The organism is Nodularia spumigena CCY9414, from assembly GCF_000340565.2.
Classification (GTDB): domain Bacteria; phylum Cyanobacteriota; class Cyanobacteriia; order Cyanobacteriales; family Nostocaceae; genus Nodularia; species Nodularia spumigena.
The window spans coordinates 3,834,515-3,855,547 of the sequence record NZ_CP007203.1; the positions used below are offsets into that span (position 1 = coordinate 3,834,515).

Annotated in this window: 15 protein-coding genes; 7 read left to right on the plus strand and 8 right to left on the minus strand. The window is 38.0% G+C overall.

Annotated features, from left to right (window positions below; all coding sequences use genetic code 11):
• Positions 1 to 112: 112 nt before the first annotated feature.
• The 6 genes from NSP_RS16720 to NSP_RS16745 all read right to left on the minus strand — a co-directional run bounded on the left by NSP_RS16720 (position 113) and on the right by NSP_RS16745 (position 6,132).
• On the minus strand, positions 113 to 1,183 hold the full coding sequence (locus tag NSP_RS16720) for an L-histidine N(alpha)-methyltransferase (RefSeq protein ID WP_006198802.1): 1,071 nt from the start codon (positions 1,181 to 1,183) through the stop codon (positions 113 to 115).
• Between the two features lie 698 nt (positions 1,184 to 1,881).
• On the minus strand, positions 1,882 to 2,106 hold the full coding sequence (locus tag NSP_RS16725) for a hypothetical protein (protein ID WP_006198801.1): 225 nt from the start codon (positions 2,104 to 2,106) through the stop codon (positions 1,882 to 1,884).
• A gap of 299 nt (positions 2,107 to 2,405) precedes the next feature.
• The gene (locus tag NSP_RS16730) at positions 2,406 to 2,579 is read right to left on the minus strand and encodes a hypothetical protein (RefSeq protein ID WP_006198800.1); all 174 of its coding nucleotides are present in this window, start codon (positions 2,577 to 2,579) and stop codon (positions 2,406 to 2,408) included.
• 100 nt (positions 2,580 to 2,679) lie between these two features.
• The gene (gap, locus tag NSP_RS16735) at positions 2,680 to 3,696 is read right to left on the minus strand and encodes a type I glyceraldehyde-3-phosphate dehydrogenase (protein WP_006198799.1); all 1,017 of its coding nucleotides are present in this window, start codon (positions 3,694 to 3,696) and stop codon (positions 2,680 to 2,682) included.
• 224 nt (positions 3,697 to 3,920) lie between these two features.
• Positions 3,921 to 4,154, minus strand: a complete 234-nt coding sequence (locus tag NSP_RS16740) for a hypothetical protein (protein WP_006198798.1) — start codon at positions 4,152 to 4,154, stop codon at positions 3,921 to 3,923.
• An 88-nt stretch (positions 4,155 to 4,242) separates the two neighbouring features.
• Positions 4,243 to 6,132: a transketolase gene (locus NSP_RS16745; RefSeq protein ID WP_006198797.1), complete on the minus strand. Its 1,890-nt coding sequence runs from the start codon at positions 6,130 to 6,132 to the stop codon at positions 4,243 to 4,245.
• 724 nt (positions 6,133 to 6,856) lie between these two features.
• On the opposite strand from NSP_RS16745, the gene NSP_RS16750 reads away from it, so the two are divergent.
• Positions 6,857 to 8,953 (plus strand): hydantoinase/oxoprolinase family protein, encoded by a 2,097-nt coding sequence (locus NSP_RS16750; protein ID WP_006198795.1) that lies wholly within the window; start codon positions 6,857 to 6,859, stop codon positions 8,951 to 8,953.
• 3 nt (positions 8,954 to 8,956) lie between these two features.
• Here NSP_RS16750 and galE read toward each other — a convergent pair whose 3' ends face one another.
• Together galE and NSP_RS16760 are read right to left on the minus strand one after the other, a co-directional pair.
• Positions 8,957 to 9,949 carry a UDP-glucose 4-epimerase GalE gene (gene galE, locus NSP_RS16755; protein ID WP_017804257.1) on the minus strand — a complete coding sequence of 331 codons (993 nt, stop codon included), beginning with the start codon at positions 9,947 to 9,949 and terminating at the stop codon, positions 8,957 to 8,959.
• Positions 9,946 to 11,358, minus strand: coding sequence for a sugar transferase (locus tag NSP_RS16760; protein ID WP_017804258.1), 1,413 nt, complete (start codon positions 11,356 to 11,358; stop codon positions 9,946 to 9,948). Before NSP_RS16760 ends, galE begins: the two co-directional genes overlap by 4 nt.
• A 678-nt stretch (positions 11,359 to 12,036) precedes the next feature.
• On the opposite strand from NSP_RS16760, the gene NSP_RS16765 reads away from it, so the two are divergent.
• The 6 genes from NSP_RS16765 to NSP_RS16790 all read left to right on the plus strand — a co-directional run bounded on the left by NSP_RS16765 (position 12,037) and on the right by NSP_RS16790 (position 20,976).
• Entirely contained in the window at positions 12,037 to 14,229 is a 2,193-nt protein-coding gene (locus NSP_RS16765) for a GumC family protein (protein WP_017804259.1), read from the plus strand.
• Positions 14,230 to 14,644: 415 nt separating this feature from the next.
• Entirely contained in the window at positions 14,645 to 15,964 is a 1,320-nt protein-coding gene (locus tag NSP_RS16770; protein WP_017804260.1) for a flippase, read from the plus strand.
• Between the two features lie 34 nt (positions 15,965 to 15,998).
• The gene (locus tag NSP_RS16775; protein WP_006198712.1) at positions 15,999 to 17,081 is read left to right on the plus strand and encodes a polysaccharide pyruvyl transferase family protein; all 1,083 of its coding nucleotides are present in this window, start codon (positions 15,999 to 16,001) and stop codon (positions 17,079 to 17,081) included.
• 37 nt (positions 17,082 to 17,118) lie between these two features.
• On the plus strand, positions 17,119 to 18,126 hold the full coding sequence (locus NSP_RS16780; protein ID WP_231859489.1) for a nitroreductase family protein: 1,008 nt from the start codon (positions 17,119 to 17,121) through the stop codon (positions 18,124 to 18,126).
• 60 nt (positions 18,127 to 18,186) lie between these two features.
• Complete coding sequence (locus NSP_RS16785; RefSeq protein WP_017804261.1) at positions 18,187 to 19,437, plus strand: glycosyltransferase family 4 protein; 1,251 nt, start codon at positions 18,187 to 18,189, stop codon at positions 19,435 to 19,437.
• Positions 19,438 to 19,533: 96 nt separating this feature from the next.
• Positions 19,534 to 20,976 carry a glycosyltransferase family 2 protein gene (locus tag NSP_RS16790; RefSeq protein ID WP_231859490.1) on the plus strand — a complete coding sequence of 481 codons (1,443 nt, stop codon included), beginning with the start codon at positions 19,534 to 19,536 and terminating at the stop codon, positions 20,974 to 20,976.
• The last annotated feature ends 57 nt before the right edge of the window (positions 20,977 to 21,033 follow it).

The following is a 21,033-nucleotide window of genomic DNA, read 5'->3' on the forward strand; positions in this document are numbered from 1 at the left end:
CATTACTACCAAGAGAGAAGCCATCAAACCGTTGCGAAAATTCAGATGCTAACTCAATCTTTGAGGGAATTTCTGCCTAAGTTGGTGGGAATAAATTAAAATATTTTAAGCATCAAGTCTCACAATCAGCAGGTTTACAAATAACCATAATATGTGATAAATATTTATTAGAACTAGAGTGAACAATTTGTAAACCTGCGGTATCTAATTCTTGGGTAAGTTCAGGCATCTGATACTTATGATGCCGCCAAATAGTAATCTCTTCATCTTGAGAAATTTCCACAGTCTGATCTATGCCCCACTGGCTAAATTTGAGAGTGTAATTTTGCAGAAATTTGATGTTTGCAGTGATACTATCTGTTTTAAGATCATACTTTCTGACAAGTTGGCAATCTTCCGAGCTAATACCTAAATTATTTGTCATCCATGTATATATTCCTTCCACATGATACTTACAGCCGCCGCGAACTTTGCCATCCCATTGAGAATTAGAACCAATTTCGTTAGTGAAGACCAGCAAATCATTTTTATCCATGCTGTTTCGGAAATTTTGCCAGACTCTATTTCTGTCTTGATGATTGCCAATTGTCACACCTAAATGTAAAAATATATTGGCTATATCCTTAATTTGCATAGAATTGAAATTTCCCAAAATCTCTGGAGAAATCGGACTATTTTCTATATCAACTGTGCAACTGTCAAAATCAATTTTGGGAAACCATTTAGTAAAATTTGCTTTTGATACCTTCAGGAGTTCCTGACTAATATCTAATGCTATATATTTATTAATTTTACCTAACTTCTTCAGTTGAGAAATAAACTTTTTGACCGGATAAGAATTACCAGCACCTACATCCACAATATTGATTTTTTGGCAACTTTGATAACTCCCGGTAATATACGCAAAATTCTGCTGTAATAAATCAATTTCTACATTAGCTGGTTGATACCATTTAGGAATAATATATTTTTGATAAAAATTATGCCAAATTTTCGCACCACCACCTTTGTAAGCATATTTTAAAGGAATTTCTCGCCTAACATCTAATGCCTTAATTAACTCTAAAACTTCTGTTTGCGAAAAAACAGAGTAAAACTCAAAACTTGGTTCTACAATCCGAGTTATATTCTGGGAAACATCTGAACAAGATTGTGAATTACTATAAGTTTTTTTAGGGATCATTGTGAGAATTAGAGGATATTTTCAAAATATTGGGAGAATATAGCGTTTCCTAGCCTGGTGAGATAGGTATTTATCTGTACTTATCTGTAATTATACCAATTATTTATGAGGCTGCATATAATTTCGACCCCACCCCCTACCCCCCTACCCCGCAAGCGGGGAGGGGGAAAATCAGGTTCCCTCCTTGCTTGCACCGGAGGGTTAAGGTGGGGTTCTTTTTATGCATCTTTATATTAAATTGGTATTATCTGTGTTCATCTGTGTTCATCTGTGGTTAAAAATTCTTCCTTTCCTAGCCTGCTTGAGATAGGTAATTATCTGTGTTCATATGTGTTCATATGTGTTCATCTGTGTTCATCTGCGGTCGAAAATTCTTCCTTTACCTCATTGAAGTAAGAATAGACACAAGCAAAGCCAACCTGCGCGGACTAACGAAAAATGAAACCAAGAGTATCATCAGTGTAGTGCCGCGACTGCTAGTCACCAGAGCTAGCTGATAAATTATACTCTACTTTTGTGATTAATAGACTATCAATGAACTTGAACCAAAGATTTAACCGTGTACTGGTCAGTAGGAGCGGGTATAGAAACAATAATCTCACCCACCCCTACTCCCTGTGTTCATCCGTGGTGGATAATCTTTTCATGCACCACGCTTACTTGCAAACTGCGGTAAAATCCTTCGAGGGTGCAGGATGTCAAGAAATAGATGATTTCTCAGGCTTGTTTTTTTTGATTAATTCCATATAGATATTAATCTCACTCACTTCTAAATCATGCTCAATTCTGGTGACTCTCCAATTTTCCTTATTTAGGTAAATTTCCTCTCCTATTCTGGGAGTAAATTGTAAGTCATAGAACTTTTTTAGATAATCTTTTTGCTTTTCTTCCCATAAGATGACTTTGACTACTTCGTCGCGCATTGGTTCTCCTGTTTTGTTACTAAATGAAAGTCAGTAGTTTGAACACAAAAAACAGGGTGTGAGGTGTAGAAAAAGCATAAATACCCCCACCCAAAATTGTACCCCTTGCACCCCTTTCATATGCATAAGGCAAGTTTATCTTACTAATTCCATGTCATAGCGTAGTTAAAACCACATTATTGCAATTGATATTTTGGTAATACTGCCAAATTTACCAAAACAGTCCCCCAAATTCGCTGAAATTTTGCTCTACCTGGGTGTCACTTTCAGCAACTCGCCGCTTAACTGGAATTACACTATCAGGGTTGATTTGCTGTTAAGAATTGCCAATAAGCATCGGCGGCGCGAATACCTTTATCCTTGAGACTGGCTATCATTTCTCCCAAAGAGGCGTTTTTACCGCCGACAATGGCGACATCATTAGATTTGAGGGTTTCAAACCAGCGTATATGAGAGTTTTGTGGAGTTGACATAGGTTTTTTTTAAACGCAAAGGTACGCGGAGGTTAACGCAAAGGTACGCAGAGATTTCTTTCTTCTCTTCCTTGGCGTACTTGGCGACTTGGCGGTTCGTTTAAACAGTTTGCAAAGGTCGAGAGGTTTTCGCCATTTTTTGGGCTTGTCTAACCATTTGACAGGCGTAACCCCATTCGTTGTCATACCAACTCATGATTTTTACTAAGTCGCTATCGACAACTTGAGTCATGCTTAAATCGACTATGGAGGCGCGCGGGTCTTGGATAATATCAGATGAAACTATGGGGTCTTGGGAAACTCCTAAAACATCTTGGTATCTTTGGTTATTGGTTTCTTCTCTAAAAATATTATTGATTTCTTCGACAGTGGTTGGTCTTTCGGTGAGAAAGGTGATATCTGCAATGGAACCGACCGTTACAGGAACCCTTATGGCTGCGCCGTCGAATTTGTTTGCGTATTGGGTGAGAACTTGAGCAGTGGCGATCGCTGCTCCGGTTGTAGTTGGTACTATATTAGCAGCCGCAGCTCTACCTCTGGTAAATTTTTTATGCGGTCTATCCACTAATTCTTGAGTGGAAGTATAGGCGTGAACTGTGGTCATAATCGCCTTTTTTACTCCGATTCTTCTGCCCATGACTTCGACGACGGGAGTAATGCAATTTGTGGTACAACTGGCACAGGAAACCATCCGCTCTGACTCTGGGGTTTCGTTAACTCCGTACACAATTGTCTGAATACCTTCGCTCTTGGCTGGAGCCGATAATATCACGTTTTTAGCTCCGGCTTGCAGATGTTTTTCTAATTGTTCTTTTTTCGTGAATATTCCTGTACATTCAAAGACTATATCAATATCTAAGTCATCCCAAGGCAGTTTTATTGGGTCTTTTTCGTTAAATACTTGATATTTTTTACAACTAATTATTAAATTATTACTATTGCTTTCTACGGGTTTTTCGTATCTACCATAAACAGTATCATATTTCAATAAATAAGCCAAGTTATCTGGCGGGATGATCTCGTTTATAGCTACTAATTCTAATTCGCTAGTATTCAGGATAATCTTTAAAACTGCTCTACCAATTCTACCTAATCCATTAATTGCTACTCTCGTCATAATTTACCTGCTTTGGGATTTAATTTCATTTTTTTATGAGGAACGAACCACAAAGGACGCAAAGGACACAAAGGAAAGAAGGAAAGAAGGAAATTTATCGCAACCTGATAATCAATGATATGAGCGGAAAAAACTCCCCATATCCGTTAGGGGCGGGTTTACAGATATCATTCATGTTGAATGATGATATGGCTAAACCCGCCTGTACAAGCGTCACGAATACCCTAATGCGCTACAAGTTGTTCTGTACGCTTTGCTAGTAGCTGTTTGGCTCTCTCTGCTGTATTCTGGTTTTCTTGTTTGATATTTTGGAAGAATTGGACAAGTTCGCGATCGCCTGCTTGTTCGGCATCTTGAATATATGTTTCACAGCAAGCAGAACACTTCAAAGCATGGTACAATACACTAATCAAATTAAAGTGTTCGTCTTTAGTTCCGGTATGATATTTGTCAGACATTTTCTTCACTCCTGGTGATAGTAATTTCTACGGTAACTGTGGCTTTTGCTGTTAACTCCTACCAGAAGAAATAATTAGGCATTAATGTTTATACTCCTACTGGCTGTCTGACTTGCGATTTCACAGCTTCCACAATGGCATCAGCATCGATTTTGGCAGCATGAAGTAGTTCTTCTGGTGTCCCTGAACCCGGCATATCTCGTACCGCCAATTTAATTAATTGCAGTTGGGGACCATCATAAATGGGGGTGTTGCTAGTACCTGCAAAGGCATCCAGCACCGCCGCACCAAGTCCGCCTTCTATCCAGTGATCTTCCACAACGACTAAATTACCTTCGGTATCCCGTGCTGCTTGATGCAATGTCTGCACATCAATGGGTTTGACTGAGTACGCATCGATGACGCGGACTGTGATTCCTTCGTCTTTCAGTCTGTCGTAAGCTTTTATCGCCTCATGCACAGTAATACCTGCACCAATTACCGCCGCTTGATCTTGGTCAGAACTGCGAACAATTTTGCTCCCACCAATGGGAAATTCTTCACCATGCTCATAGATGACTGGTGTTTTTTCCCTGGTTGTGCGAAGATAAACAATACCATTGCGATCGCTCATTTGGGCGACTAATTTCGCTGTCTGATTGGCATCACAGGGATAAAGTACCGTACTACTCCACACAGCCCGAAATGCGGCTAAATCTTCCAAAGCCATCTGTGAAGCACCATCCTGTCCAATGGATACCCCCGCATGGGAACCCACTAATTTAATATTGGCACGAGAGACAGCCGCCATCCGCACAAAGTCGTAAGCACGAGTGAAGAAAGCCGCGAAAGTAGAAGCAAAGGGTTTGTATTCTCGCACCTGTAAACCCACCGCAGCTGCTACCATTTGCTGTTCAGCAATGTACATCTCAAAGTAGCGTTCTGGGTAAGTTTCGGCAAAATCTTCGGCGTAAGTGGAATTACTAACCTCGGCATCCAGGGCAATTACATTGGGTTGTGCAGCACCTAATGCTACTAAAGCATCACCATAAGCTCGACGTGTTGCGACTTTTTTGCTTTTGTCATATTTGGGAAGTTGCAATGGTTGAGCATTCCCAATACTTGCTGGTTGTGCTTGGTCGTCAGGTGTATCCACTGAAATTATAATCTGTCTTTCACCACCTAACTCAGAAATTGCTCGTTTGGCATCCTCAGATTCTAAGGCTTTACCATGCCAACCGCCTAAATCTTCTAGGGAAGCCACACCTTGACCTTTCTTGGTGCGGGCAATAATTACTGTGGGGCGATCGTTCACTGTCACCGCCGCGCTGTATGCTTGATCTATGTCGGTTAAATCATGACCGTCAATTTCAATGGCTTGCCAACCAAAGGCTGTAGCACGTTTAGCATAGGCTTTTGTATTCCAACCCAATTCAGTTTGACCCCGTTGACCAAGGCGATTAACATCGATAATGGCAATTAAATTATCTAGGGTATAGTGTGCCGCATGATCAAAAGCTTCCCAAACTGACCCTTCGGCTGTTTCGCTATCACCCAATAATACCCAGGTATGATAAGGTAATTGGTCTAAATATTTACCTGCTAAAGCTATCCCCACCCCAATGGGTAAACCTTGTCCGAGAGAACCAGTGGCGACATCAACCCAAGGTAAAATCGGTGTGGGATGACCTTCTAAACGACTACCAAAACGGCGCAGCGATCGCAATTCTTCATCATTAATTACCCCTGCTGCTTTATACATACTATATAATAATGGTGCAGCATGACCTTTAGAGAAAATCAGGCGATCGTTATTAGGGTTATCTGGATTTTGGAAATCATAGCGGAAATATTTAGAAAGTAAAACCGCCATTAAATCCGCCGGTGACATAGACGAGGTAGGATGACCCGAACCCGCAACGGTTGTAGCGCGAATACTATCAACACGTAACTGTTGGGCTAATTCATACCATTGGTGCAGTTGCTCCTGTGTAGCCATAATGGTTTTCCTAAATTAAAATACAGGCAATTGATAAAATTGGCAATTTTTTGGCTAAGTCGAACTATTTCCCCGGAGAAATTACCACTAATCTATTCCCAAACAAAGATTTTCATGTTTAATTTTGTTAACACTAGTAACTAGCCAATAACCAAAATTGCTCAGAAAGTTATTTATGTCTTCCTGGGTTCACTTTAGAGAGTAGGAGGTATAATAACTTCTTTCTAATGGAATAACTACCCTTTCTTTCTTAGGGTATATATCAATACGGTTCAGTTAAGATTCAAACTCTTCGTTTAGGTCATTTTTTTTAACGTTCGCGTAGCGTGCGCGCAGCGCATACCGCCAAGAACGCCAAGGACACCAAGTGAAGAATGAGAAGGAAGAAATGCTTAACTGAACTATATTGGGGTATATATAGCTAATTCCAGTATTTATGTTTTTTCATAAAGCATAAATTTTAGATAATGAAAGAGTTATAATTGTGCTGACCCAATGACTAAATCTGAATATGGGTGAAAAAGTCCGCCTGTATATCAAGGTTGCTAAGGAATATGAATTAAATAAAGTTTTAGAAATATTTAAACCCCTCTCCGCGTCGGAGAGGGGTTGGGGAGAGGTTATCAAACTCACGTTAAGTATATACTCAGTACAGTATCTATTAAAGTTTTAATAAAATACCAAATGCTATTATTCTACCTCTATATCATTGAATAAATCAACAATGCTAAAATTTTTTGCTGACCGAGGCGGTACATTTACAGATATAGTTGCTGTCACTGATGATCAGGCAATTATAGACAAACTCTCAAGACATCCTGAGCGCTTTTTAATTGTGCCTATTCCTGATCAACAATGGATTATCGTCTATAAAATACTATCAGAAAATCCTGAACAATATCAAGATGCAGCCATTCAAGGTATTCGGGATATCATGAGTCTTTCAGGTAAAGAACCCATTCCCACACCAGCCATAGAAGTAGTCAAAATGGGGACTACAGTCGCTACCAATGCCCTCTTAGAAAGAAAAGGCGATCGCATCGTTCTTTTAATTACTAAAGGCTTTAAAGATGCCCTACGCATTGGCTACCAAAACCGCCCTGATATTTTTGCCCGTCATATCGTTTTACCAACAATGTTATATGAACAGGTAATTGAGGTAGATGAGCGCTATAATGCCCACGGTGACGAATTAACCCCCGTTAATATTCAACAAGTAAAACAGGACTTACAAACAGTTTACCACACAGGTATTCGCAGTTGTGCCATAGTTTTCATGCATAGTGATCGCTATCCACAACACGAACAACAAGTAGCCCAAATTGCCCAAGAAATCGGCTTTACACACATATCTATATCTCATCAAGTTAGCCCCTTAATGAAAATAGTTAGCCGAGGTGATACAACCGTTGTAGATGCTTATTTAACTCCTATTCTACGTCGCTACGTTAATCAAATTGCTAGTCAGTTACCCGCAGTTAAATTAATGTTTATGAAATCTGACGGTGGATTAGTAGCAGCCCAACAATTTCAAGGTAAAGATAGTATTTTAAGTGGACCAGCAGGGGGGATAGTCGGCGCAGTTCAAACCAGTCAAAGAGCAGATTTTCAGTTAGTAATTACCTTTGATATGGGCGGAACCAGTACAGATGTTGCCCACTTTAAAGGAGAATACGAACGTCAATTAGATTCCGAAATTGCTGGGGCGCGGATGCGAGTTCCCGTATTAGCCATTAATACCATTGCGGCTGGTGGCGGTTCAATTCTATTTTTTGATGGTTCAAGTTATCGTGTCGGCCCCGAATCTGCGGGTTCAAATCCTGGGCCTGCTTGTTACCGCAGAGGTGGTAAATTAACAGTAACAGATGCCAATGTCATGTTAGGCAAAATTCACCCGCAATACTTCCCCTGTGTCTTTGGCTTAGACGGTAATTTGCCTTTAGATAGAGATATTGTTATTGAGAAATTTACCCAGTTAGCCCAAGAAATTGCCGATGTTACAGACAACCATCGTACACCAGAACAAGTAGCAGCTGGATTTATGGCGATCGCAGTCGAAAACATGGCAAACGCCATTAAAAAAATAAGCTTACAACGAGGCTACGACGTTAGTCAATATACCCTGTGTTGCTTTGGCGGCGCTGGGGCGCAAGTTGCTTGTTTAATCGCCGATACATTGGGAATGAAAAAGATATTTCTGCACCCTTACGCCGGGGTTTTATCTGCCTATGGCATGGGATTAGCTGATATCAGATCAATTAGAGAAAGTGGAGTAGAACAGCCTTTAGACCCAGAAATCATCCCCCAACTACAGCAACTAATGGCAACATTAGAAACCCAAGCTAGAAGCGAATTAACCTTAGAAAGCGTAAATAATCAACAGTCAGTAGTCCAAAAAGTGAATTTAAAATATGCAGGTACTAACTCAACCTTAAATATTAATTTTGCCTCAGATATAGCAATGATGCGACAAGAATTTGAGCTAGAACATAAAACTCGTTACGGTTTCATTCAAATAGAGAAAACCTTAATTATCGAATCTGCCTCAGTAGAAGTAATTCAGAAAATGGACACACCCCAAGAACCCTTAATCATTCGTAACCGTCCGATAGATGAAGGACCCGAACCTGTTGAGACAGTCAGAATATTTACATCTGACCAATGGCATGATGCACCTGTTTATCAACGAGAAGATTTACAACCAGAAGATAGGATTAGTGGCCCTGCTATTATCGTAGAAAAAATTAGCACCATCATCGTTGAACCTAACTGGGAAGCAAAATTAACTCAACGTAATCATTTAATTTTACTCACCTGCTAATAGTTAATTTAACATCAAACTTTTCTGATACATTTCCCAAGCTAGGGTACTGGAGACAATTTTATCTAAGTCATTATATTTTGGTTGCCAACCCAGTAATTTACCAATTTTATCAGCACCAGCAATCACACAAGCAGGATCACCAGGGCGACGTTCTGTGTCAATAACCGGAAAATCTACCCCAGAAATCACCTTAACCCGTTCGATAACTTCACGCACACTGTAGCCCTGTCCATAACCACAATTGAGAACCTGACTTTCGTTACCTTGCTCTAGATAGGTCAAAGCATCTAAATGTGCTGCTGCTAGGTCTTCAACATGAATGTAGTCTCTAATTGCCGTTCCATCTGGTGTAGGAAAATCTGTACCAAAAATTTTTACTTCTGTTCGGCGTTGGAGTGCAGCATCACAGCTAACCCGAATTAAATGAGATGCATCTCTTAACATCTGTCCCAAACGCCCACCAGGTTCGGCTCCGGCAACGTTAAAGTATCGTAAAATCACGTAACGTAAATCAGAAGCCTGGGCATAGTCACGAATCAGCCATTCACAAGCAAGTTTTGATCGCCCATAGGGGTTAATAGGTTGAGTTGGTGTATATTCAGTCACAGGAATCTTTTCTGGTTGTCCATACACAGCTGCTGTACTGGAAAAGATAATTTGTTTCACACCCATTTTGTGGCAACAACGAAGTAAATTCAGGGTGTTGCAAGTATTATTAGCGTAATAGTCTAGGGGACGAGAAACAGATTCAGGTACATTCAAACTGGCAGCAAAGTGTAAAACTGCCGTAAATTCATGCTGAGAAAATACCTGGGATAGGGTTGTTGAATCTTTTAAATCACCAACAATTAACTCACCATATAGTACTGCTTGGGGTGAACCTGTAGAACAATTGTCATATACAACAATATCGTAACCTGCTTCACCCAGCTTACGAACTACATGGGAGCCAATGTATCCGGCTCCGCCAGTGACTAAGACTTTTTTATTCATCTACCTTTACCCAATAGCACGACTCGAATAGTTTTGAAGAAGATTGCTAAATCCAAAGCTAGCGAATAATTCTTAATGTAATAAAGATCATAAGCTAACTTCTCATAAGCATCTTCTACTGATGAGCCGTATGGATACATAACCTGCGCCCAGCCTGTAATTCCCGGTTTGACCACATAACGTAAGTCATAGTAAGGAATTTCTTCTCGCAACTTGACATCAAACTCTGGTCGTTCTGGACGAGGACCAATCAGGCTCATTTCTCCCCGAAGAACGTTTAAAATCTGTGGTAGTTCATCGATTCTTGTCAGACGTAACAAGCGTCCTACTTTAGTAATTCGAGGATCTTGTTTACCAGCCCACTGCGCCCCCCGTTTTTCGGCATCTTGATACATAGAGCGGAATTTGTAAACTCTAAATGGTTTACCTTCCCAACCAGTCCGCATTTGTGTGTAGAACACAGGGCCGCGACTATTTAACTTAATAGCTATTGCCACTACCAACATTAATGGAGATAAAAACAGCAGTAATAACCATGCCAGAATAATATCTGTTAACCGCTTGGTCTTCTGACTAATACTATCAGCCCCTAAATTGAAACCATTACCAAAAGCCAGCCAATTCATCTGAAGCAAAGATGAAGGAAGTTTGTACCACAGGGTTTCACAAATATCGGGAATCCTGTAAATGGAGACACCAGATAACCTTAAATCAATCAATTCCTGTGTCTGTGCATCAGATAATTCTGTTGCTACTATCACCCCAGACCAAGGTTGTTGACTCCATTGGAGTAAGTCATTGAGACTCCCTGTGGAAACTCGATTACTTTTTAGTAATTCATTGATTTTTTGCCCTGGGGTTGTGAGAAAAAGCAAGCAACCTAATGAATTTTGTTCTAGAAAATTTTGTCCAAAGATCATAGCTTTTTTATCTGCACCCAAAATTAACCAACGACTGTTTTCAGCTTGCGCTCTTGTCCACTTTGCCGCCCATATTCTTGATACCATAGCCCAGATAGTAAATACTCCTAAACTGGGAAGCAAAGTTCCTCGTTGCAAAACCATCTCTGTTCTCGAAGCACCAGTCAAGTAAATCAAAGATGCAATCATGCAACCGACAACAACATTACTAATCAAAATCCGAGATGGAGCGCGTAAACCAGAGATTTGGGTATCGGGATGGTAAGTATCTGCTAAATACAGCCCAGCAATAACTAGGAGAGCAAATAGATACATGAAAGGATCAAAACTATTCAGATTTTCACCCCGTCTCAACCATAGGCAAGCAGATGAACTCAAGATTAACCCCAGAATATCCGCAAATAGCAGTACCAGAGAAATAATATTTTGGGAGACGAGGTTATGAGTTTCAGATAACTTCTTTCTGCGAACACTAATATTCGTAGCCATTTAGGTTCCTTCTTCTACATTCAAAACAATTGCCGGAAATTGCAGAACCCTACAATGACGGGTTGCGTTTACTACATTTTTCCTTCTATACTTGTGTATCATATATTTTCGTACTTATGGATGTCTCAATATTACGTTTTTCTTATCTTGTATTATGCAACACAACACATTTATACCATAAGTATTAGCACTTACGCAAGAACTCTCTGAAACCTTCTTAACTTCGTGTCCTTCGTGTCCTTCTCCCAAGGGGAGAGGCTAGCGCCAACGTGTCCTTCTCCCAAGGGGAGACGCTTCGCGAACGTGGTTCGTTTTTCCATAATTTTGCGTAAGTCCTGAGTATTTTAACTATAGGACTCCTATTTGATTTCTGTTGGCGTAGCCTGCGCTTTGCGCTTACAACTCAAAAAGCTGTTTCCCACGGACCACTCCCCCGGTTACTGAGCGCAGTCGAAGTAACTCCCCACGGACCACCTACGCAAGACAGATTTAAAAAATATGTTGTGCTTTTTCTTGAAAAAGTATAAACTATGAGACGGAATAAATTAAAATTGACTAAGTGATATTTTATCCCTAAAATCGGATACAATCTGGTTACGGGGATCAATTGCTATACACTACATATAACCTGTGTTCAGGATATAGCAACATACATTTGTATTTTGAGTGGTCTAGTTTATGCCTTCCTATCAAGAAGACCAAGACGAGATTGATTTGCGACAGTATTGGCTGGCCGTGAAAAGACGATGGTTCCTTATAGTAATCATTATCGGGTCTGTTTTTGGCATCACGTCCTTCGTCACTTTTAATCAAAAGCCAATTTATGAAGCCGAAGGCAAACTAATTTTTGATAAACAAAATAGTGTTTCTTCCCTAACAGGAGTCAGTGAGGGGGTAGGAGAACTAAGTGGGTTGACAAGTAGCTCTAACCCTTTGGAAACCCAAGCTGAAATTATTCGGTCTCACCCCCTGATTGAAAAAACTATCGTTGATTTGCAGCTAAAAGATCAAGAGGGAGAACCTTTAAAAATAGATCATGTTCTGGGGAGCTTAAAAGTCCAAGCTATCCGAGGTACCGATCTTTTGCAGCTTTCTTACCGTAGTGTTGATCCTGAAGTAGGCAAGGCAGTGGTCAATAAATTGATGAATGTCTATATCGATGATAATGTGATGACCAACCGTTCCCAGGCTACAGCAGCACGGGAATTTTTAAACAAGCAATTACCCCTGGTTGAGAAACAAGTTGCAGAATCTGAATTAGCACTGCGTCAGTTTAAAGAAAAATACGAGGTTGTCCTCTTAGAAGAAGAAGCTAAACAAGGAGTTGAAAGGCTTTATCAAATATCCAACCAGATCACTCTATTACGGGCGCGGTTGATAGATGCTAGCAGCCGTTCTGATGCTTTGCAAAATCAGTTGGCATTGAACACACAGAAAGCTACTGCACTTAGCACTTTAAGTCAGTCAAGAGCAGTACAACAAGTGCTATCAGAATACCAGAAGGTTCAAGACCAGTTGGCTGTGGAGAGGTCACGATTGACAGATGAACATCCAGTAGTTGTTAATTTGTTAAACAAGGAACAAGCTCTCAAAGAACAGTTAGAAGGAAGAATCACCCAAACTCTGGGTAGTTCACAGCCTATTCCAGAGCAAGATTTACAAATAGGAGAACTTAAGCAAGCCCTAACTGCTAATTTGGTGCAAGTGGAAGTAGAAAGGTTGGGATTGGAAAATCAAGTTGGTGTATTGACAAACGCATTTAAACAAGATCGAGCACGTCTGAAAATCTTACCCAAACTGGAACAACAACAGCTACAGTTACAACGACAGCTACAAGTGGCACGAACTACCTATGAACAAATGCTGCGAAGACTCCAAGAAGTTCAAGTGGCGGAAAATCAAAATGTAGGTAATGCCAGGATTGTTTCTCAGGCTTTGTTGCCAGAAAAATCCGTTTCTCCCCGCATTAATTTGAATTTAGCACTAGGAGGATTTTTAGGCATATTATTGGCTGTTGGCTCTGCTTTATTGCTAGACGCTCTAGACAAGTCTGTGCAAACAGCCGCAGAAGCCGAACAGTTGTTGGACTATCCTTTGTTGGGTAAAATTCCTAAGATGATTCGTGATGATAACACCAGCGAATTACCTTTATTAAATAACCCTTATTCATCGGTTAATACTGCCTTTGAAATGCTGCAAATCAACCTTGGTTTTACCATTTCTGATAAGGAATTAAAGGTGATTGTGGTGAGCAGTTGTTTACCAGGTGAAGGTAAGTCTTTTGTGGCAGCTAATTTGTCCGTGGCTACTGCCCAGATGGGACGGCGAGTGCTATTGATTGATGCCGATATGCGTCGCCCCCGTCAACGAGAAGTGTGGCAAGTACGCAATTTGATGGGTTTAAGTAATGTTCTAGCGGGGCAGACTAATTTAACACAAAGTTCTCAAGAAGCATTGGTAAATTTAGACTTGCTGACTGCTGGAACCATACCGCCTAACCCAGCAGCGCTATTAGACTCACAGCGTATGCATGAGTTAGTGCAACAAGCCTCCCAAGATTATGATTGCGTAATTATTGACACGCCGCCTTTAACATTTATTGCTGATGCCTCGATTATAGGCAAAATGGCAGATGGCATCTTGTTAGTTGCCCGTCCTGGTATAGTTAATTCGGATGCGATTAGGACTACAAAGGCACTGTTAAAAAATTCGCGGTTGTCCGTGTTGGGTATGGTGGTGAATGCTATATCTGGCGATAGTGGTTACTACTACAATAATTATAATTACTATCATTCCAAAAATGGGGCAGAGAAAAAGCATACTATTGAGTCTCAATTCAAAGAAATAGCGGGGAAATGGTTAAAAAAATAGTAAATCCATTCGGGGATAAATTTTAGGTAATTTCAAAGCAAAATATGATTTCATTTGTTTGAATTTGTTCAAAAGATGAAACTAACCCTATTTGAAAGTGCTTAATTTTTTCAGGACTTACGCAAAATCATGAAAAAACGAACCACAAAGAACGCGAAGGACACGAAGGAAAGAGGGTTGCAGAGAGTTATTGCGTAAGTCCTATTTTTGTAGTTACCTTCAATTTAATGAATATGGTATTGTAAATAGGTTGCTAATTTTTAGGAGTTAGGCTTCGATGGTCTAATTGATATCAGTCTCTCCAAACGTAACCTTCCTATCTTATTTATATATAGGAGGTCGAATTGCAGAGAAGGTGTGACTAAACGAGGAATTCTGAGTTAATTAAATATAAATTTTTTAATACCTGTGCCAAATGCTCAACAAATATAAAACAAATTTGTTCTTATTTATCCATAAATTTGGCTCTGGACGGTTAGCAATTATTCAAAATATAGCTTGGCTATTTTTTGATCGCATTCTTCGTATGGGAGTTGGATTATTTGTGGGTGTTTGGGTAGCGCGTTATTTAGGAGTGCAGCAGTTTGGTATTTTTAATTATGCCAGTGCTTTTGTCGCCCTATTGAATCCTTTAACAAAACTAGGGTTAGATGGCTTAGTCATTAGTTCTATTGTTCGTGAGCCAGAACTCAAAGACCAAATTTTAGGGACAACTTTTTGGCTGAAATTAGCTGGTGCAATAGGATGTATACTGTTAGCAGTTAGCTCGATTTTTGTATTGCGTCAGGATGACCAGTTAACTGTGGGGCTAGTAGCAATTTTGGCAACGGCGGGAATTTTTCACGCTTTTGATACAATTGACTTTTGGTTTCAATCTCAAGTACAGTCTAAATACACTGTAGTTGCTAAAAATACAGCATTTATTATCATTGCATTCATCAAAGTTGCTTTGATTAAAATGCAAGCACCATTAATTGCTTTTGCCTGGGCTGGATTAGCAGAAGTTGGGTTGGCTTCAATAGGTTTGATTATTGCTTACAGGGTTCAGGGTTATTCAATATTGTGGCGTTGGAGTCTACCAGTTGCTAAGACTTTACTCAGAGAAAGTTGGCCTTTGATGTTGTCTGGTTTAACTATCATGATTTATATGAAAATAGATCAGATTATGTTGGGGGAAATGGTTGATGCTAGTGCTGTAGGTCTTTATTCAGCAGCAACCCGGATTTCTGAAGTTTGGTATTTCATCCCAATGGCGATCACTTCTTCAGTAGCTCCAGCAATTTATGCGGCGAAGGAAGTCAGTGAAGAACTCTACTATCAAAAAATTAAAAAATTAATTCGGGTGTTGGTGTTAATTTCTATTGTGGTTGCTGTGCCAATGTCATTTCTATCTGAAAGAATAATTACAATGCTTTTTGGTAATAGCTATGCAGCAGCAGGGTCAATTCTAGCAATTCATATCTGGGCTTCTTTGTTCGTATCTATGGGAGTTGCTACAGGAGTTTGGTTTATCTCTGAGGGTTTAACTCATGAGGCTTTCCAAAGAAACTTGATTGGTGCAGCTACTAATATCTTGTTAAATTTATTTTTAATTCCAGCTTATGCTGGAGTGGGTGCGGCGATCGCTACTGTTATTTCTTATGGGATTGCTAGCTTCTTTTCTCATAGTATTAATTTAAAAACTAGAAAAATATTTAAATTACAAGTTCAATCATTTTTGTTTTTCTCTAAGTAATCAATCAATAACCCTTTAATTAAGATATCAATATATGTCAATTAAAATTGGAATTATCACCTATCATAATACAGTTAATTATGGAGCTATGCTACAAACATACGCCCTGTTTCATTTTCTAGAAATGAAGGGATATGAAGTAGAAGTGATTGACTATAGACCAGAATTAGTTAGCTGGGAAGCAAGAAGATACCTATACATATCTAAGCACTTTATTTTAAATCCTCTAGGACGAATAAAAAGACAATGGAATATGAACAAATTTATAGAAAAATATGTCAAACTAAGTCCAAAAACATTTTATAAAATTGAAGATTTGAGACAATATAACCATTCATATGATTTTATACTTTGTGGTAGTGATGAAATATGGAATATAGGTTTAAGAGGTTTAGACAATGCTTATTTTATAGATTTTATAAATGATCAAGAGATTTTTAAAGTCAGTTATGCTGCAAGCTTTGGATCTACAAATTTTCTAGGAAATTACGAACAAGAATTATCTGGGCTTTTAAAACAGTTTCATGCAATTTCAGTTAGGGATAATAATAGCTTGGCATTAGTTGAACAATGTGGGTTCAGGGCTGAAAAAGTTGTTGACCCAACATTCTTAGTCAATTATGAAGATGTTATAATTTATCCTAAATTCAGAAATAAATATTTACTTGTGTATGGTTCTTTAAACCAAATGGAAGCCCAATATGTAAAACTTTTAGCAAATCAAGAAGGGTTGGATATAATTTCAATAGGTTCAAATAATTTGACTAAATTTTTAAAATTAGATTTATTTGGTATTTCACCAGAAGAATGGTTAGGTTTTTTCAGTCAAGCTTCTTTTGTGATTACCAAGTTTTATCATGGTGTGATATTTTCTTTAATTTTCAACAAGCCGTTCCTTGTTTTTGAAGAACAAAGCAAATCAGTCAAAATCAATGATTTGTTAAATATATTGAATTTGAAAAATAAAATTGTGAATTTAGGAGAAACAAACAATACAAAAATCAAAATCAGTGAAGACCGTATATTGACATCATCCATTATGACTGATTTGGAGAAAAATGAATTAAATAAGCAAATTCAACATTCTCAAAATTATCTTCATACAGCCTTACACTAGTTAATTACAGTTTTTAAACACTTTTTAAAATTCAATTATGGCTATAAGTCTTGGATTCCAAAAGCTAAGAACATACTATAGAATGATTAAACTTTTTTTTAGTTTAACTGTTAATTACTACTATGACTTGCAAAGATTTTTCCGATTTTCTGCAACAATTAATCCCTGCAAAACAAAAAATATGCTTCAAGGGAGAATTATTGCTCATTATCATGTAATCGAAAAGGGGCTTTCTCTTAAAAATCCCAGACCTGGTTTTGGAATTAATGTAGTTAACAATTTGGTATCGATTCTAAAAAGGTATGAAGAAAACTATGGTTTAGATGAAGTAAGTAAGGTAGCTATTAATGTTTTATTTTCTTATCAAAAATTTAACCTAAGTCATGATATTGATAATCAGGAACTGTACCAGGAATTAATCAAACTTCAACAAAAAAGCCCTAGTAGTGATGAATATCCATTAGAGGGGGGTACAATCACACTGACCAAAGAAGATATTCATAAGAGTGCTTTTATTAATTTTCAAGACTTTGTGAATTCCAGACATAGTATTAGGAATTTTGGTACTGGTGATGTAGATATAAAAATCATAGAAAAGGCTGTTTCAATGGCCATAAGAACTCCATCTGTTTGTAATCGACAAACTTGGAAAGTTCATGTTTACAATAATGAAAAAATTAAAAATCAAATATTAAGTCATCAGAACGGTAATAGAGGGTTTGGAGAGTATGCTAATAAAGTATTGATTATTACTTCTGACCTTAGTCTTTTTATAGATGTCTCAGAGAGAAATCAATGCTTTGTAGATGGTGGTTTATTTGCGATGTCTTTGGTTTATGCTTTGCATTCATTGGGAATTGGAAGTTGTTGTTTAAATTGGTGTGTCAGTCACGAAACAGATAAACGTCTGAGAAAAGATGCAGGTATTCAAGAAACTGAAACAGTAATAATGATGCTTGCAGTTGGCAACTTACCTGATAAATTATCGGTTGCAAACTCGGCTAGAAAAAAACTTGAAGATGTTTTAGTGGTGAAGAATGGCTAAATTTTTGAGGTAACTCGGTTCATTTCTGATTCAATTATATGAATATATAGCTACTTACACATGATTAAACCACTAATAATTAACACCATGGATATTCATGGTGGTGCAGCTCGTGCAGCTTTTCGCCTGCATCAGGGGTTAAAAAAAATAAATATCGACTCAACCATGCTAGTCGGTGATAAAACCAGTGATGAAATTACGGTTTTAGGAGCAAATACCAAACTAGGTAAGGCATGGCAAAAAATAGCACCAACTTTAGATTCACTACCACTAAAAGCCTATCCTCAATACAATAGGTCGATATTTTCCTTGCAATGGCTACCTGAACGATTAGCTGCTCGAGTAGCTCACATCAATCCTGACGTAATTAACTTACACTGGATTAATAATGGTTATCTGCGAATAGAAACACTTGCCAAATTTAACAAACCCATAATTTGGACACTGCATGATATGTGGCCATTTACGGGAGGGTGTCACTATAACGAAGGGTGCGATAAATATACAAAATCTTGTGGTGCTTGTCTACAATTGGGAAGCCATAGAGAAAATGATATTTCTCTATGGATTTGGCAACGGAAAGCCAGCGCATGGGAGGATATCAATTTAACTATAGTTACCCCTAGTCGTTGGTTGGCTGAATGTGCTACACAAAGTTCTTTATTCCATAATTTACGCATTGAAGTTATAGCGAATGGTTTAGATGATCAAGTTTATAAACCAATTGATCAAACAATGGCAAGAAAGTTGCTTAATTTGCCATTAGATAAAAAGCTGGTATTATTTGGGGCAATGAATTCCACAAGTAATAGGCGCAAAGGGTTTCATTTACTTGAACCAGCTTTGCGGAAATTGAGCCAAGATAAAAGCCAAGAAAATATAGAATTGGTGATTTTTGGTGCATCTCAGCCTGCAAATATTCCCAATTTTGGCTTAAAAACACATTACTTAGGACGGTTATATGATGACATATCCTTAGCATTGGTATATTCAGCAGCAGATGTGATGACAGTACCATCTATTCAGGAAGCTTTTGGTCAAACAGCATCTGAGTCCTTGGCTTGTGGTACACCAGTTGTTGCTTTTGACATAACTGGATTAAAAGATATCGTTGCTCATCAACAAAATGGCTACTTGGCTAAACCTTTTGATGTAGATGATTTAGCTAAAGGAATTGCTTGGGTGCTTGAAGATAAGCATCGTTGGCTATCATTATCGCAACGAAGTAGAGAAAAAGTAGAACAAGAGTTCACCCTGCAAGCTCAAGCTCAGAAATATAGAAGTCTTTATCTTAGCTTGCTGGCAAAGTAACAATAGTTGCGATTAGTTAGGAAATTACTACACCAATTAGCAGAGAAGGAGTTCACCGGAGAAATGCAATTTTTTACCAACAAACCATCAAAATCATTGGATTTATTAGAATTTGAACATTATTTGAACTTTCTCAATAAAATCAAATTACCGAGTAAAGTAGTTGCGGTTATCAAAGTAGAAGCACATACAAGTGATGATATGTTGGGCTGGCATGGCTTAACTTCCCTAACTTGCCTCAGTGAAACTAATGAAATATACGATATTGATGTTCGTTACGCTTGGTCTAATATTTTATTCAAGCAAAATCTTGTAGATCACGGCTGGAATGAAACTATACTTCTAGAAAATAAGGTTAGAGGTATGCCCTATAGACATAAATTAATCATATATTTGTGTAATATTTCTATCAGAATTGATCAACCAGTAAGAATTGAAAAAGTTGAAGAGAATCTGTTTATTGGTTGCTACTGGCAGAGTATATTGCATCTGTATATACAAATGCCTTTTGAACATCCCTTTGAACATCAATTACATGAAGATGAACACAATGATTTTCAAGAATCTTTATTATTTGACTATGCACCAGTAATTATTAATAACAAAAATGCTCAAATAAATACTACACCCTTATTAGCTGCTCATCCTCAACGTAAAGGTGAGGGAGGATTACGTAAGCTTGGCTTATATAAACATTCTGTGAATCAGAAACCTCTGATTTCTATCATTACCGTGGTATTTAATGGGGAAAAATATATAGAGCAAACCATTCAATCAGTTATTAATCAATCATATAAAAATATAGAATATATTATTATTGATGGTGGTTCCACAGATAAAACACTCGATATCATTAAACAGTATGAAGAATACATAGATTATTGGGTCAGTGAACCTGATCAGGGAATTTACGATGCAATGAATAAAGGAATTAAAGCATCTACGGGAGAATTAATTGGTTTGATTAATAGTGGGGATGTATATACAAATAATGCAATAAAACAAGTAGTAGAATTGTATACTCTTAATAAGCCTAATCATGAACATATCATAATTACAGGAGCTATGTATAGGTTTAATGATGAAGGTAGCTTTTTATTCAAATTAGTCAAAAAGTATGAAGATTTAAATACTCGTATTAATAAAGGTATGCCGATCAACCATCCATCTACTTTTGTATCTATAAATACCTATAAAACTCTAGACTATTTTGATCCCAAATTTAGGATTTGTGGAGATTACGACTTTATTTTTAGAGCTTATCATAGTTCTATTGTGAAATTTATTTTTACCAATACCGATATAGCTTACATGAGACTTGGTGGAGTATCAGAAAAATTTAAAAGTCTTTGGACAAGGTGTATTGAACATTTCTTAATTCGGAAATCAAATATTTTTTGGGTCAATAATTTTCTTATGTCCACACGTTGGTTGTCAATTGCAGTGAGTAAGTTTTTGCTCAAAAAAATTTTAGGGAACAAACTGATGTCTATTTACTACAGAGTTAGACATAAAAGCATCAAACATAGTATCATTTAGCATAAATATTATAACAATTCCCATACTCGTGAGGTACAAAGTTTTTTAGTTCTAGGG

Coding starts and splice junctions, on each gene's coding strand:
- NSP_RS16785 (WP_017804261.1), top strand. CDS start 18,187: ATGATTAAACCACTAATAATTAACACCATGGATATTCATGGTGGTGCA.
- NSP_RS16765 (WP_017804259.1), top strand. CDS start 12,037: ATGCCTTCCTATCAAGAAGACCAAGACGAGATTGATTTGCGACAGTAT.
- NSP_RS16775 (WP_006198712.1), top strand. CDS start 15,999: ATGTCAATTAAAATTGGAATTATCACCTATCATAATACAGTTAATTAT.
- NSP_RS16760 (WP_017804258.1), bottom strand. CDS start 11,358: ATGGCTACGAATATTAGTGTTCGCAGAAAGAAGTTATCTGAAACTCAT.
- NSP_RS16770 (WP_017804260.1), top strand. CDS start 14,645: ATGCTCAACAAATATAAAACAAATTTGTTCTTATTTATCCATAAATTT.
- NSP_RS16780 (WP_231859489.1), top strand. CDS start 17,119: ATGGCTATAAGTCTTGGATTCCAAAAGCTAAGAACATACTATAGAATG.
- NSP_RS16745 (WP_006198797.1), bottom strand. CDS start 6,132: ATGGCTACACAGGAGCAACTGCACCAATGGTATGAATTAGCCCAACAG.
- NSP_RS16720 (WP_006198802.1), bottom strand. CDS start 1,183: ATGATCCCTAAAAAAACTTATAGTAATTCACAATCTTGTTCAGATGTT.
- NSP_RS16725 (WP_006198801.1), bottom strand. CDS start 2,106: ATGCGCGACGAAGTAGTCAAAGTCATCTTATGGGAAGAAAAGCAAAAA.
- NSP_RS16730 (WP_006198800.1), bottom strand. CDS start 2,579: ATGTCAACTCCACAAAACTCTCATATACGCTGGTTTGAAACCCTCAAA.
- gap (WP_006198799.1), bottom strand. CDS start 3,696: ATGACGAGAGTAGCAATTAATGGATTAGGTAGAATTGGTAGAGCAGTT.
- NSP_RS16740 (WP_006198798.1), bottom strand. CDS start 4,154: ATGTCTGACAAATATCATACCGGAACTAAAGACGAACACTTTAATTTG.
- NSP_RS16750 (WP_006198795.1), top strand. CDS start 6,857: ATGCTAAAATTTTTTGCTGACCGAGGCGGTACATTTACAGATATAGTT.
- galE (WP_017804257.1), bottom strand. CDS start 9,949: ATGAATAAAAAAGTCTTAGTCACTGGCGGAGCCGGATACATTGGCTCC.